This is a genomic window from Citrobacter sp. KH_055_1, from assembly GCF_057838705.1.
This window is the reverse complement of the sequence record NZ_CM174473.1, coordinates 1852844-1866450: the sequence shown is the minus strand read 5'-3', so window position 1 is coordinate 1866450 and position 13607 is coordinate 1852844. Positions and strand designations below refer to the sequence as shown.

The window sequence follows — 13607 nt, the reverse complement described above, 5'->3', positions numbered from 1 at the left end:
CCGTAATGAATAGCTTTTCACTGCAAACTCGATTGTACAGCGGCCAGGGCAGTTTGAGCGTGCTCAAACGCTTCACGAATAAGCATATCTGGATTATTTGCGATGGTTTTCTTGCGCGTTCGCCGCTGATTGCAACGCTGCGCGATGCGTTACCTGCGGATAATCGCATTAGCGTGTTCAGTGATATCACACCCGATCCCACCATCAATACGGTAGTACAAGGGATTGCACAAATGCAGTCCCTGCGACCGGATGTGGTGATTGGCTTTGGTGGAGGGTCGGCGCTTGATGCAGCGAAAGCGATTGTTTGGTTCAGCCGTCAGTTTGGCATCGAAATCGAAACCTGTGTAGCCATCCCCACCACCAGCGGCACAGGCTCTGAAGTGACCAGCGCCTGCGTGATCGGCGATCCGGAGAAAGGCATTAAATATCCGTTATTTAATAATGCCCTCTACCCGGATATGGCGATCCTTGACCCAATGCTGGTGGTCAGCGTACCGCCTGCCATCACCGCCAATACCGGAATGGACGTGCTGACGCATGCGCTTGAAGCGTACGTCTCCACCAAGGCCAGCGACTTCACTGACGCCCTGGCTGAAAAAGCAGCGCAAATTGTCTTCCAGTATCTGCCCATCGCCGTCAGCAAAGGCGATTGCCTGGCTACCCGAGGAAAAATGCACAACGCCTCAACCCTCGCGGGGATGGCGTTTAGCCAGGCTGGTCTTGGAATTAACCATGCCATAGCGCATCAGCTTGGCGGTCAGTTTCATCTGCCGCACGGCCTTGCTAACGCACTACTCCTGACCTCTGTGATTCACTTTAATGCCCGCGATCCCAGGGCCACAAAACGGTATGCCCGCTTCGCGAAGGCCTGCCACTTATGCCCTGATAACGCAAACGATACGGCGGCACTCAATGCGCTAATTCATCATATTGAGCAACTCAAAAAACAGTGTGCGTTACCCTCTTTCACAGACGCGCTCAAAGACGGAAAGCAAACCTGGTCACAGCGTATTCCCTCGATGGTTCAGGCGGCTCTGGCGGATGCCACGCTGCAAACGAATCCCCGCGATGCTGATGCCGCTGCCATCCAGGAACTGCTTGAGGAATTATTATGAATACAGCCATGACGGCTGAACCCATTTGTTATGATGCTCAGACAATACGCGATCGCGTGCGCGCTGCAGGTGTAGTGGGAGCCGGTGGTGCCGGCTTTCCTGCCCATGTCAAACTGCAGGCGCAGGTCGATACGTTTCTGGTCAATGCTGCAGAATGCGAGCCGATGCTGAAGGTTGATCAGCAATTAATGGCCGTGCAGGCGGCCCGACTGATACGCGGCGTGCAGTATGCCATGAAGACCACTGGCGCCAGCGCCGGCATTATCGCCCTTAAAGAAAAATATCAGAAAGCCATCAGTGCGTTAACACCTCTCCTGCCCGCCGATATCAGGTTACACATTTTGCCTGATGTCTACCCGGCTGGCGATGAAGTGCTGACAATCTGGATGGCAACCGGACGGCGGGTGCCTCCTGCTGCTCTCCCGGTTAGTGTGGGCGTGGTGGTCAATAACGTCCAGACCGTACTTAACATCGCACGAGCCGTTGAACAGCAGTTCCCCGTTACACGTCGTACATTAACCGTCAATGGCGCAGTTGCCCGGCCGGTTACCCTGACCGTACCTGTCGGTATGTCGCTGCGCGAAGTGCTGGCATTGGCTGGCGGCGCTACCGTCGATGACCCCGGATTTATTAACGGCGGTCCGATGATGGGCGGTCTGATTACTTCTCTGGATACGCCAGTCAGTAAAACGACCGGTGGCCTGCTGGTACTACCGAAATCCCATGCGCTGATCCAGCGACGGATGCAGGATGAACGGACCGTGCTCTCAGTTGCCAAAACCGTCTGCGAGCAGTGCCGCTTGTGCACGGATCTGTGTCCACGACACTTGATTGGTCATGAACTCTCACCACATTTGCTGGTTCGCGCGGTCAACTATCAGCAGGCCGCCACACCGCAATTACTGCTCACCGCCCTGACTTGCTCAGAATGCAACGTCTGTGAAAGCGTGGCCTGTCCGGTGGGGATTTCTCCGATGCGCATTAACCGCATGCTCAAACGCGAGCTACGTGCGCTCAATCATCGTTATGAAGGCCCGTTAAACCCTGAAGATGAAATGGCGAAGTACCGTCTGATTCCGGTGAAACGGCTTATTACCAAACTGGGTCTCAGTGACTGGTATCACGATGCACCATTAGACCAGACAGATCATCCCACTGAAAAAACAACGTTGTTGTTACGCCAGCATATTGGTGCCAGTGCCATTCCTTGTGTGCAAAAAGGGGAGCGCGTTGTGCGCGGCCAATGTGTTGCAGAGATACCCGAGGGCGCATTAGGTGCGCAGGTTCACGCCAGTATTGACGGTATTGTCAGCGAAATCACAGATCAGTCCATCACGGTAATAAGAGGTTAACCATGTCTCAGGCTATAGGGATTTTAGAACTCACCAGCATTGCCAAAGGAATGGAAGCCGGCGATGCGATGCTGAAAAGCGCTAATGTGAATTTGCTGGTCAGTAAAACCATCTGCCCGGGAAAATTTTTGCTGATGCTGGGTGGTGACGTTGGCGCAATACAGCAGGCCATTGCCACAGGAACCTCACTTGCTGGAGATATGCTCGTCGACAGCCTGGTCCTGCCTAACATTCATGCCAGCGTTCTGCCGGCGATCAGCGGACTCAATAGTGTAGATAAACGTCAGGCGGTAGGGATTGTTGAAACCTGGAGCGTTGCGGCTTGTATTTGTGCCGCCGACCGCGCGGTAAAAGCCTCCAATGTCACGCTGGTAAGAGTGCATATGGCGTTTGGTATTGGCGGTAAGTGCTACATGGTTGTCGCGGGCGATGTTTCCGATGTGAATAACGCCGTGACGGTCGCCAGCGAAAGTGCTGGTGAAAAAGGTCTGCTGGTCTATCGCTCGGTGATCCCACGTCCGCATGAAAGCATGTGGCGCCAAATGGTGGAGGGGTGATGGAAATGCAGCCGACGACGGATCGTATGATTCAGGAATATGTGCCCGGAAAACAGGTCACACTGGCGCATCTTATTGCTAATCCTGGTAAAGATTTGTTCAAGAAACTTGGCTTGCAGGATTCAGTCTCGGCGATTGGCATTTTAACTATTACGCCCAGCGAAGCCTCCATTATCGCCTGTGATATCGCCACTAAATCGGGTGCAGTAGAGATTGGTTTTCTGGACCGCTTTACCGGCGCAGTCGTATTAACCGGTGATGTTTCGGCCGTTGAGTACGCGCTGAAACAAGTTACCCGCACGCTGGGCGAAATGATGCGTTTTACCGCCTGCCCGATTACGCGGACATGACGTAATGAAACGCATCATGTTCATTGGACCCAGCCAAAGTGGGAAAACATCGCTCACCCAGTGTATGCGTGGCGAAGCGCTTCATTATCAGAAAACCCAGGCTATCGTCTGGTCTCCCACGGCGATAGACACACCTGGGGAATATCTGGAGAACCGCTGCCTGTACAGTGCGCTGCTGGTCAGCGCCTGTGAAGCCGACGTTATCGCGCTGGTGCTCAGCGCTGACGCGCCCTGGTCACCTTTTTCTCCTGGATTTACCGGCCCCATGAACCGGCCCGTTATCGGTCTGGTGACCAAAGCCGATTTAGCTAACCCGCAGCAGATTGCCCTCGTCGAGGGTTGGTTGATGCAGGCCGGGGCGCAAAACGTTTTTATTACCAGCGCGGTGGACAATACCGGCGTTGATGAGATGTTCAATTTTCTGCACGCAAAGGAACCGTCATGTCTCACAAAATAATGGCCATTAACGCAGGCAGCTCTTCTCTGAAGTTTCAGTTACTGGCGATGCCGCAGGGTGAGATGCTCTGTCAGGGGCTGCTCGAGCGCATCGGGATGCCTGATGCAAAGGTCACGATAAAAACCCCGGTGCAAAAATGGCAGGAAACACTGCCGATTGCCGATCACCGTGAAGCGGTAACGCTGTTACTGGAAAAACTGCTCAGTCACAGCATCATTAATAGCTTACAAGACATCGACGGTGTTGGGCATCGCGTCGCACACGGCGGAGAATCCTTTAAAGATTCAGTTTTAGTCACCGATGAATCGCTGGCAGAAATAGAACGTCTGGCAGAACTGGCTCCGTTGCATAACCCGGTTAATGCGCTGGGTATTGCTGTTTTTCGCCAACTGTTACCGGCGACACCTGCTGTAGCAGTTTTCGATACGGCCTTCCATCAGACGCTCGACGAGCCTTCTTTTATTTATCCCCTGCCCTGGCGTTATTATTCGGAGCTGGGTATTCGTCGCTACGGCTTCCATGGTACCAGCCACAAATACGTCAGCCATACGCTGGCTGAAAAACTGGGCGTGCCGCTCAGCGCTCTACGAGTTGTGTGTTGCCATCTGGGCAACGGCAGCAGCATCTGCGCCATCAAGGGCGGACAATCCGTTAATACGTCAATGGGCTTTACCCCACAGTCTGGTGTGATGATGGGCACCCGTAGCGGCGACATCGATCCGTCCATTTTACCGTGGATTGCCCAACGAGAAGGCAAAACACCACAGCAGCTAAATCAGCTACTCAACAACGAGTCGGGGTTACTTGGCGTATCCGGCATATCACCTGACTACCGTGACGTGGAACAGGCGGCTGATAGCGGAAACCGTCAGGCAGCGCTGGCGCTGACGCTGTTTGCCGAACGAATTCGTGCCACCATTGGCAGCTACATTATGCAAATGGGCGGTCTGGATGCGCTGGTGTTTACCGGTGGTATCGGCGAAAACTCTGCCCGCGCCCGGGCAGCAATTTGCCACAACCTCAATTTCTTAGGGTTGGCGGTAGATGAGGACAAAAACCAACGTAATGCGACCTTCATTCAGACAGAAAACGCGATGGTCAAAGTGGCCGTCATCAATACCAACGAAGAGCTGATGATCGCGCAAGACGTAATGCGTATAGCGATTGCAGAAACTGTGACGCTGAGCATTCCCGCTTAACACTGCTGCGCCGCAGATTGCGGCACATCATGGTAATAGCGCGATCGCCATGACACTATGCGCCGAAGATTGCTAATCACAAAGGTGAAAAGACGTGGCTGTTGCGCAATGCCCCGCATCATGCGGAGAACTTATCCAGGGCTGGATTCTGGGCAGCGAGAAATTGGTCTCCTGCCCGGTTGAATGGTACAGCACCGTTGAAGTCAGCTCCGGCTCGCCGCTTGCCGATGAGCGGCCTCTTTCACGGTCGATGGTTGACCGCTTGTTGCAGCACTGGCAATATCCGGCACATGTCAGTCAGGATATTCGTATTGATATCCACTCTACGATCCCCATCGCCAAAGGGATGGCCAGCAGTACGGCAGATATTGCCGCCACCGCCATCGCTACCGCCCACCATCTGGGCCATCAGTTAGATGAAGCCACGTTAGCGCAGCTTTGCGTTTCGCTCGAACCTACCGACAGCACCGTTTTTCGCCAGTTAACGCTTTTTGATCATAACGACGCATCCACTCAGATCGCCTGTGAAGCGCAGCCCCACCTCGACCTGCTGGTTCTCGAAAGCCCGGAAACGTTACGCACGGCAGACTATCACCGGATCCCGCGCCAGGCCGGGTTACAGGCAGGCGCACCTGCCCTCAAACGAGCTTGGGAAAAAGTGCAGGAAGCTTGCTCAAGTCAAAACCCGTACCGGATGGGCGAAGCGGCCACGCTAAGCGCCATTGCCAGCCAGATATTGTTGCCAAAACCGGATTTCGATTCGTTATTATCGCTGGTTGAAGAATGTGATTTATACGGTGTGAACGTTGCCCACAGCGGCAGCGTGGTTGGCCTGATGCTGGACAGAACGCGTCATGACATTGACTACATCAAATGGATGCTGGTGCAGAAAAAACTGACTACATACTGGCCGGAACAGCATTTGCTACGGATGGTAACGGGCGGGGCTGAATTACAGTAGAGACGATAGGGGCCACATTACGCCCCTATCGTTTGCAACAATTACTCTGCTTTCGCTTCGCCGTTTTTCACTTCGCCCATGGCTTTGAGCTTTTTAGAAATGTCGCGACGCTCTTTAGAGATCTCGGCATTTTTGATGATGTAATCATCCACGCGATCTTCATAGTCGCTTTTCATGCTGGCAATAATGCCCTGGATCGCTTCAACGCTCATACCTGGCTTGATGTAGTCGCTCAGGTTGTCCAGCAGCAGGACACGTTTCTGGTTGTCACGGATCTTTTTCTCAACGTCCTGGATTTCACGTTGCAGTTTGTTCTTACGACGGAACAGACGAACAAATTCCAGCACGTCCTGGAAAGAAGGCTTGGTAGTTTCCATTTTTACACCCCTGATAATGTGAGATTCGGATTCGTTTAAACAACGGCTAAAGTGGGTCAACATTACTTTCATGCCCGCCATACTTCAAGTTGCATCTGCATTGACAATACACGGTTGAAACCTGAATTATCGAGGGTAAAGCCATTGCAGTTACCAATGGTTTTAGCCTTTTTCAGTATCATACCCTTAATCGTTGCTGAATCGAAGCAGCAGTAGAACCAATCCCCTCATCTGCGCTTTATTTGCGCAAAGCACGACAGATTAAATGTGAGAGGAGTTCCAGCTGTCGTGCCATCTCCATATTCAGCCAGACATAACCATGAATAGGCGTTTCTGCAACGTTGTCGCCCTTATGTTCATCAATCAGCTGACGCATCTCGGTCACCGTATCATTGAGTTTTTCGGTGTTGGCAAGCACCGGTTGCGGATTACCTTCATAGAGAGCGTGCGTTATCGTCAGCAGTGCCTGTTGCATTCTGAGCTGAGTTTCACGCAGCGTATGCGCATTCAACATCACAAAATGACTGGACCGCGTTGCCCACAGCGCGTTGATTTGCAGTTCAAGCATGCACACCAGATTCCGATTAATCGTTTGAATGGCTTCAAAAACTGATTTTTGAATGCGCGTTTCTTTGCTGGCCGGAATGATTAAGCCGCGCATTTTAACGACGTCACTCAGCAACTGCTGTAAGTGCTTATCCAGCCGGGGTTGTTCGAGTAAGTTGGGTGATAGCGCGGCCTGATATACACGGTTATAGCCGGTAATGCAGTGCGCCAGTTGGATACGCCAGTGTATAAATGCGCGTTGCGGCCAGATCCAGGTAAACAGCATTGCCAGTAGCGAGCCGAGAATCACATCCCCCCCGCGCCAGAGTGCCGTGTTCATATCGCCCGCAGGTGCGCCAACCACGACGGCCAGCGTGATGCCGATCAGCAGCGCCTGATACGGTTTTTTACCCAATGCCAGCCAACCGCACAGGAACATCGCCACCGCACACCATATCAGCATAAGCGGCAATGAAAAGAGCTCCAGCCGGAGCGCCACCAGCCCAAGGACCGAACCCAGAATCGTGCCACCAATACGCTCAAAAGCTCGGGGGACGACATTGCCCCAAAAGGAAATCGGCCCCATGATCACCACCAGCGTGATCAGAGGCCAGGTACCTTCAGGGATGTCCAGCAGGCGAACCAGCAGAAAAGTGAGAAGAAACGCCAGCGAGATGCGAATACCATGCACCACACGATAATGACGATACAAGCGAATTTCAAAAGGACTCAGTGACTTATCTGCACGCACTCATGCACTCCGTCAGGGAATAGCAAAGAACAGAATTGTACCTGTTTTTTCAGTGAAAACATCACCGTTATCAACAGGCCTTTTATCCTGATTCACACCCAAAACCGTTACTTCGCCTGCACCGGCACGTACATTTCAATATCCCAGTATCCGTCCTCCACACCATTGTTTCGGTAAATTTCAAAACACGGTTTGGCCGATAACTGCCAGGACGAATCCTGCAACAGACGGTCAAAAAACTGATACCAGGGTGTGGCAAAGTCATGGTTTTCAACACGGGCAACGGCCACGGCATAGTCGCCGCCCGCCAGTTCAGTCAGGATCACCCCTTCGCTGTTTTCGGGGATCTCAAAACCTTCAGGCACTGAAACTACGGTATCGCAGCGCAGTTTATCTGCCGGAACCACGTCTGGGTTGTCGTAATAGACGGCTATCCATTCCAACGGCACAATCTGGTTACCGTCGACCCACATAACCAGCTGTTCAAACCCCTGCTTTACCGTGTGTTCCCACGGTCCAACCATGTGAAACCCGGCAATCCTGCGTCTTTCTACCTGCTTTATCTCATACTCCATATAACCTCCTGCATGGCACTGTATAAAAATACAGTATAATTTCTACGTATTACGGCCTCAAGGAAATAGTGATTATTATGTGAGCAGATTCGCAGTCTTGCCAGTTTGGTGCACAAACAGAAATCTACACCTTATGGTGAAAATAATCGCTCAGGCGCGAAAACACGCCCCCCTCACCGACTGACTCCAGCGTCATCAGCGGCCAATGCGCCACCAGCTGATCCCGGTCGTAGAGTTCAATTTCGCCCACGCGCTGATGTGCGGCAATGGGGGCGACCAGCTCTTTCTTATCAAGCACATACTTTGCTTTAATATTCGCCACTTCGGCTTTAGGCAGCGCCATCCAAAAATCCTGCTCGGTACCGAGACTGATTTTTTCTTTATCGCCATACCAGATCCGCTCAACGCCGACCTGCTTACCACTACGCAGAACCTGCACTGTGTCAAAGTTTTGCTGTCCCCATTGCAGCAGCTTACGCGCCTGATCTTCACGCCCCTTCGCACTCTCGGCCCCCATTACAACGGCGATTAATCGACGCTGTCCGTCTACCGCAGATGCAATCAGGTTAAACCCGGCACCAGAGGTATGTCCCGTCTTTAGCCCATCCACGTTCAGGGTTTTATCCCACAATAAACCGTTACGATTCTGCTGGGTGATGCCGTTCCAGGTGAGGCTCTTCTCGCTGTACATATGATAGAAATCAGGCTCGCCGTGAATGATAGCCCTCGATAACACAGCCAGATCGTAAGCCGAACTGTGCTGGCCTGGGGCATCCAGTCCGTGCACCGTTTCAAAATGGGTGTCCTGCAACTTCAGCTTTTGCACATAACTGTTCATCATCGCGACAAACTGTGGCTGCCCACCGGCGATATAATCCGCCAGCGCAACGCAGGCATCGTTGCCGGAATCGACAATTAAGCCGCGACTTAAATCACGTACTGAAACGCGGTCACCTTGTTTTAGAAACATTAACGATGAACCGACAAATACCGGATTGTCTTTCGCCCACGCGTCACGCCCAACGGTGACAATATCTGACGGGCTAATACGCTGGCTGTCGATGGCGCGGTCAACAACATAGCCGGTCATCAGCTTGGTCAGACTGGCGGGGTTACGCTGCTGGTGCTCATTACCTGCGGTAAGAATTTGGCCTGTGGTGTAATCCATCAGCACCCACGCACCCGCATTGATAGCCGGAGGTTGGGAAGCAAAACTGGCGACATCCGCCGCAAAGGCGGAGGAAAAACTCATCGCGAAAAGGGAAGCGGCAATAAACAAACGGCGTTTCAACAGCATGTCCTCAGGAAAAGGAAAAATAGCCGTTCTTTTTACGGAAATTCTGAAGAACAAACAGGGATAAATTGCAAGAAAATGTGACTTAAGGCACATTTTCTTGCAATGGAATGCAGGTATCAGATAAACGGGTAGTGATAAATTCGCACTACATTACCCTTTACGCGGTGATACATCTGCGTGATGGCTGCGATGCCGGTGATAGCCGTCGATCATGCTGCGAAAGATTTGCCCTGGCGTGTCGCCCAGTGTGCACAGGTAGATATGCGCACATATAAACAGAATGCCAATAATCGCCAACGCCATATGCAACACCAGCATAACCGGACCTGCGCCGATAACTTGTGGGTAAAGACACAACAAACCGGTGATGATCAACAACGGTACCAGCGCATACATGATGGCCAGATAGGCCAGTTGTTGTAGCGGGTTAAATTTACTCTCTGCCGTCGCGGCAAACGGATGCGCTTCCCCCTTCATTATCCCATACAGGTAAAAGCGCGTTTGCTGCAGGCAGCGCGAAATCAGTCCGCTACATTTCACCCGATAGTGGCAGCCGTTGCCGGTAGTGGCATTTATCAGCACGAAACCCACCCAGAAGGCCAGTAATGCAAAGCCACACCAGGTGTGTACCTGCACCATAAGCGCCACCGGCCCTATCGAAAAGTGACCAAACAACCCGCTTACCAGCAGCAGAACGAACAACAGCGCATTTCCCCAGTGCCAGCGGCGGACCGCTAACGAGTAGAGGTAGTCACGATGCTCTTCACCGGTTGCGGTTTTAGGTGCCAGCATCCGGCGCAGCAGCGCGTGCGCCACCAGACCCACAATCATCAGCAGGATGACCACACCTGCGTAAATGAGCCACAGCGGCCAGTAATCCGGCGCATAGTTAAGCTCTGCTCCCCAGATAGCATTCATACTTTCCCCTCCTGATGATACTCTTTACGCCGATAAAGACTCACCTCACCACTGCGCGTATTCTGCTGGCGATATACCTCTTTTTGACTTATCCAGTGCTGGATCTCCGGGTCGTCGCGACGGCCAAACTTCAGCGCATCGGTTGGACAAACAGAAACACAGGCCGGCGCTTGCCCGGCATCGAGGCGGGTATCTGCACAAAAATTGCATTTGTCAGCGATACTCGTTTGCGGATTCAGATAACGCACATGGAACGGGCAGGCCGCAACACAATAGTCGCAACCAATACAGCGCGACTTGTCCACCTGCACAATACCGTTTTCGTCACGAAATGAAGCACCGGTCGGGCAAACGCTCACGCAGGGCGCATCTTCACAGTGCTGGCAAGAAACCCGCACAAACTGAAAATGAGACAGGACGTCTGACTCTTTTTCCGGGGTGCGGATCTGCACCTGCAGGCGGCTGTACCCCTCCGGCACATCGTTCAGAACCTTGCAGGCAACCGTACATGCCTGGCAGCCAATGCAGCGTTTTTCGTCATGCAGCATGACATAGGGATTAGTGGATTGATTCATGATGTTCTCCTTGTTCATGCCCGACGCAGCGTCACGCCAGCGGTGTGCACCACCGTTCCGGAAACCGGACTGGTCACGTGCGGAAGTAAATTACCGCAGTGAATACCGTGCGTTGTTGCCGCCGTTTTAGCCCCGGCCTTGGCGCCAAACCCCATATAAACAAACAGCGTATCGGGTCGAATACCGGCCGTGACCAGCGCCTTACCTTTTTCTTTGCCGGTGGCGTTTTCCAACCAGATGTCGTCACCGCTTTTAATCCCTTTTTCACGTGCGGTCGTCGGGTGGATCCACACCGCGTTGTCCCACATCAGTTCACTGAGTAAAGGCACATATTGCGTCGCTCCGTTGGTGTGAACCGCCACCTTGCCCTGGATGAAATAGAGTTCATTTTCACCCTTCAGGGCAAAATTGCGGGCGCGTGGAATACCGTAGCCGGGAAGTAACGATTCCAGCTCTGCGGAATAAAGCTCGATTTTGCCTGACGGGGATTTGAATCGCAGTTGCTCCCCGTAGGTACCATCGCTGTCCGCGGGCACTGCGCCAGGATAGCGCTCAACAAACTGGCGCACGGTCTCAGGTTCACGAAATAACAGCGGTACGCCCCACTCCCGGTATCCCTTCTGACGCAGTTCTGCGGATAAGGCGTGATCGCCATTGAGCTGGTACAGCTGGCGCGTCTGCATATCCTGCCACGGGTAAAATTGCCCGAGACCCAACTGTTCACCCAGTTCTTTCCAGATTTGCCAGCTCGGACGAGCATCGCCAATGGGCTCAACTACCTGTTGGCGTAATGCATAAGCTGGATTCAGCCCTGACATATCAGAGACTTCTTCATCACGCTCAAGGTAGGTGCATTCCGGTAACAGATAGTCAGCATAGGCCGCACTTTCACTTAAATAGACATCGCAGCTGACCACCAGATCCAGTTGTTCCACGGTTTTGACCAGATCGGGCCGGCAGGTCACGGTCTGGAAAGGATTATGTCGGGACATGATCCATCCCTTCACCGGGTAAGGAGTCTGCTTTAACACGGCATCAATAATGCTTTGCACGACCCCGCCACCCGCGGCGATGTATTTAAACTGCGGTGCCACCAGATCAATGCGCTGCGCGGTTGGCTTCGGTAATTTCACATCCGGTTTTGCCAGCACTGGCGCGACCTTTTCGCCAGCCAGCTTGTTGTAGGTTGCCGCCGCCTTTTTCTGGTACATACCGCCTTCACGTTCGATATTGCCCAGCAGCACGTTGAGGGTGAAGATCATCCGCCGCATGTCGATCTCTTCCTGAGAAAACGTCGCGCGGTGGCCTGGGCTGACGATGGCACGAGGCGCGCTGGCCGCCATTTCTCGGGTTACGCGGGTAATAACTTCAGCAGGAACATCAGCCAGCTTTTGCGCCCATTCAGGCGTTGTCTCTTGTACGGCCTCTGCCAGCTGTGCAAACCCCGTGGTATAACGCTCCACAAACTGCGCGTCATACAGGTTTTCTTTAATCATGACGTGGCACATTGCCATCAGTACCGGCAAGTCGCCGCCAGGCCTGATGGCATGCCATTCATCCGCTTTACTGGAAAATACGGACAAGCGAGGGTCGAAGCTGACCATCTTCGCGCCTCTCTCCTGCGCGGTCATCAGTTCGTGGGTGTCGGCAACCTCAATACCTTCATAGAGGTTATGGCCAAAAGAGACCATATAACGGGTGTTGGCAATATCCATGGACAGATCGCCGCCCATCATCACTTTAGCGGCAATGGATTTCCCGGCGGGACATGTCGAGGCATGGGTAAAGGTGTTCGGCGAACCGAAGGCCGTCGCCAGGTGAAATAAATGACCGGAAAGCGAGCCGGATTTAGAAGAGAAGACAACGCCCTGAGGACCATATTGCGCTTTTATGGCACTCATCTTTTCGGCAATTTCTTGATAGGCTTGCTGCCAGCTAATGACCTGCCATTCTCCAGCGCCACGCGGGCCGGTACGCTTCATCGGTTTAACAATACGGTGCGGATCGTTAACCAGGCTCACGCCGCTGCCCCCTCGGGCACAGACCCGGGAACCCTGCTGCGGCGCATTAGGGTTCCCCTGGATGAAAACGGTTTTATTATTAATGACCTGAGCTTGAATGGGACAGCGAAATGAACACATTTCGCACAGACTTGGCGTGAGTGAGGTTTTCCCCTTGATACTCTCTGGTGCATTACGCGCCAGTGCCCCCGGTGGAAAAGTTCCTATTGCGCAAGCGGAGCAGCCAATACCCACGCCGCGCAAAAAGTTACGCCGACTAATGCTCATATAACCTCCTGTTATTAGATATATCCAATTATTATATGGAGTTTATATTATTAATTTTTAACCTCACTCACATTTCCTTACAATGAAGCAAGAACATCCTGACGAATCAGAACCTATTGTTTACAAAGACTTTTAAAACTTCCAAAACTCAACAATTAACCGTAAAAATAACAATAATGGTTATCAATCAAATTATTAAAATGAAATTGTCCTTGATGATAATCATGCCAACAAATACAGTTTCGATCGTTTAATTAATTCAAGAAATATATAAAAGCACCGTTCA

Annotated in this window: 14 protein-coding genes; 7 read left to right on the top strand and 7 right to left on the bottom strand. The window is 52.5% G+C overall.

What is annotated here, in order from left to right; translation table 11 throughout:
* Positions 1 to 5: 5 nt before the first annotated feature.
* From AC3ITF_RS08615 to AC3ITF_RS08585, 7 genes are all read left to right on the top strand, one after another.
* Complete coding sequence (locus tag AC3ITF_RS08615; RefSeq protein ID WP_115258149.1) at positions 6 to 1118, top strand: 1-propanol dehydrogenase PduQ; 1113 nt, start codon at positions 6 to 8, stop codon at positions 1116 to 1118.
* Positions 1115 to 2470 (top strand): cobalamin reductase PduS, encoded by a 1356-nt coding sequence (gene pduS, locus AC3ITF_RS08610; protein WP_137362955.1) that lies wholly within the window; start codon positions 1115 to 1117, stop codon positions 2468 to 2470. Before AC3ITF_RS08615 ends, pduS begins: the two co-directional genes overlap by 4 nt.
* Before the next feature lie 2 nt (positions 2471 to 2472).
* Positions 2473 to 3027: a propanediol utilization microcompartment protein PduT gene (gene pduT / locus AC3ITF_RS08605; protein WP_046275683.1), complete on the top strand. Its 555-nt coding sequence runs from the start codon at positions 2473 to 2475 to the stop codon at positions 3025 to 3027.
* Positions 3027 to 3377 carry a propanediol utilization microcompartment protein PduU gene (pduU, locus tag AC3ITF_RS08600; protein ID WP_096756638.1) on the top strand — a complete coding sequence of 117 codons (351 nt, stop codon included), beginning with the start codon at positions 3027 to 3029 and terminating at the stop codon, positions 3375 to 3377. The genes pduT and pduU overlap by 1 nt, the downstream gene beginning before the upstream one ends.
* A gap of 4 nt (positions 3378 to 3381) precedes the next feature.
* On the top strand, positions 3382 to 3834 hold the full coding sequence (gene pduV, locus AC3ITF_RS08595; protein ID WP_489176336.1) for a propanediol utilization protein PduV: 453 nt from the start codon (positions 3382 to 3384) through the stop codon (positions 3832 to 3834).
* Positions 3819 to 5033, top strand: coding sequence for an acetate/propionate family kinase (locus AC3ITF_RS08590; RefSeq protein WP_137362956.1), 1215 nt, complete (start codon positions 3819 to 3821; stop codon positions 5031 to 5033). Before pduV ends, AC3ITF_RS08590 begins: the two co-directional genes overlap by 16 nt.
* Before the next feature lie 94 nt (positions 5034 to 5127).
* Entirely contained in the window at positions 5128 to 5994 is an 867-nt protein-coding gene (locus AC3ITF_RS08585) for an L-threonine kinase (protein WP_489176335.1), read from the top strand.
* 41 nt (positions 5995 to 6035) lie between these two features.
* Here the strand turns inward: AC3ITF_RS08585 and AC3ITF_RS08580 are convergent, their stop codons facing one another.
* The 7 genes from AC3ITF_RS08580 to phsA all read right to left on the bottom strand — a co-directional run bounded on the left by AC3ITF_RS08580 (position 6036) and on the right by phsA (position 13321).
* On the bottom strand, positions 6036 to 6371 hold the full coding sequence (locus AC3ITF_RS08580) for a DUF496 family protein (protein WP_003834176.1): 336 nt from the start codon (positions 6369 to 6371) through the stop codon (positions 6036 to 6038).
* Between the two features lie 238 nt (positions 6372 to 6609).
* Positions 6610 to 7668 carry an FUSC family protein gene (locus tag AC3ITF_RS08575; protein ID WP_115258144.1) on the bottom strand — a complete coding sequence of 353 codons (1059 nt, stop codon included), beginning with the start codon at positions 7666 to 7668 and terminating at the stop codon, positions 6610 to 6612.
* 107 nt (positions 7669 to 7775) lie between these two features.
* On the bottom strand, positions 7776 to 8243 hold the full coding sequence (gene sbmC / locus AC3ITF_RS08570; RefSeq protein WP_117343309.1) for a DNA gyrase inhibitor SbmC: 468 nt from the start codon (positions 8241 to 8243) through the stop codon (positions 7776 to 7778).
* A gap of 124 nt (positions 8244 to 8367) precedes the next feature.
* Positions 8368 to 9540, bottom strand: coding sequence for a serine-type D-Ala-D-Ala carboxypeptidase DacD (gene dacD, locus AC3ITF_RS08565; RefSeq protein WP_181630771.1), 1173 nt, complete (start codon positions 9538 to 9540; stop codon positions 8368 to 8370).
* 150 nt (positions 9541 to 9690) lie between these two features.
* A complete protein-coding gene (gene phsC / locus AC3ITF_RS08560; RefSeq protein ID WP_117343307.1) occupies positions 9691 to 10458 on the bottom strand; it encodes a thiosulfate reductase cytochrome B subunit in 768 nt (255 codons plus the stop codon).
* The gene (phsB, locus tag AC3ITF_RS08555) at positions 10455 to 11033 is read right to left on the bottom strand and encodes a thiosulfate reductase electron transport protein PhsB (RefSeq protein ID WP_135911845.1); all 579 of its coding nucleotides are present in this window, start codon (positions 11031 to 11033) and stop codon (positions 10455 to 10457) included. The genes phsC and phsB overlap by 4 nt, the downstream gene beginning before the upstream one ends.
* 14 nt (positions 11034 to 11047) lie before the next feature.
* Positions 11048 to 13321 (bottom strand): thiosulfate reductase PhsA, encoded by a 2274-nt coding sequence (gene phsA, locus AC3ITF_RS08550; protein WP_489176334.1) that lies wholly within the window; start codon positions 13319 to 13321, stop codon positions 11048 to 11050.
* Between the last annotated feature and the right edge of the window lie 286 nt (positions 13322 to 13607).

Excerpts from the sequence above, each read along its gene's own strand:
- AC3ITF_RS08615 (WP_115258149.1), top strand. The coding sequence starts at position 6 with ATGAATAGCTTTTCACTGCAAACTCGATTGTACAGCGGCCAGGGCAGT.
- pduS (WP_137362955.1), top strand. The coding sequence starts at position 1,115 with ATGAATACAGCCATGACGGCTGAACCCATTTGTTATGATGCTCAGACA.
- pduT (WP_046275683.1), top strand. The coding sequence starts at position 2,473 with ATGTCTCAGGCTATAGGGATTTTAGAACTCACCAGCATTGCCAAAGGA.
- pduU (WP_096756638.1), top strand. The coding sequence starts at position 3,027 with ATGGAAATGCAGCCGACGACGGATCGTATGATTCAGGAATATGTGCCC.
- pduV (WP_489176336.1), top strand. The coding sequence starts at position 3,382 with ATGAAACGCATCATGTTCATTGGACCCAGCCAAAGTGGGAAAACATCG.
- AC3ITF_RS08590 (WP_137362956.1), top strand. The coding sequence starts at position 3,819 with ATGTCTCACAAAATAATGGCCATTAACGCAGGCAGCTCTTCTCTGAAG.
- AC3ITF_RS08580 (WP_003834176.1), bottom strand. The coding sequence starts at position 6,371 with ATGGAAACTACCAAGCCTTCTTTCCAGGACGTGCTGGAATTTGTTCGT.
- sbmC (WP_117343309.1), bottom strand. The coding sequence starts at position 8,243 with ATGGAGTATGAGATAAAGCAGGTAGAAAGACGCAGGATTGCCGGGTTT.
- dacD (WP_181630771.1), bottom strand. The coding sequence starts at position 9,540 with ATGCTGTTGAAACGCCGTTTGTTTATTGCCGCTTCCCTTTTCGCGATG.
- phsC (WP_117343307.1), bottom strand. The coding sequence starts at position 10,458 with ATGAATGCTATCTGGGGAGCAGAGCTTAACTATGCGCCGGATTACTGG.
- phsB (WP_135911845.1), bottom strand. The coding sequence starts at position 11,033 with ATGAATCAATCCACTAATCCCTATGTCATGCTGCATGACGAAAAACGC.
- phsA (WP_489176334.1), bottom strand. The coding sequence starts at position 13,321 with ATGAGCATTAGTCGGCGTAACTTTTTGCGCGGCGTGGGTATTGGCTGC.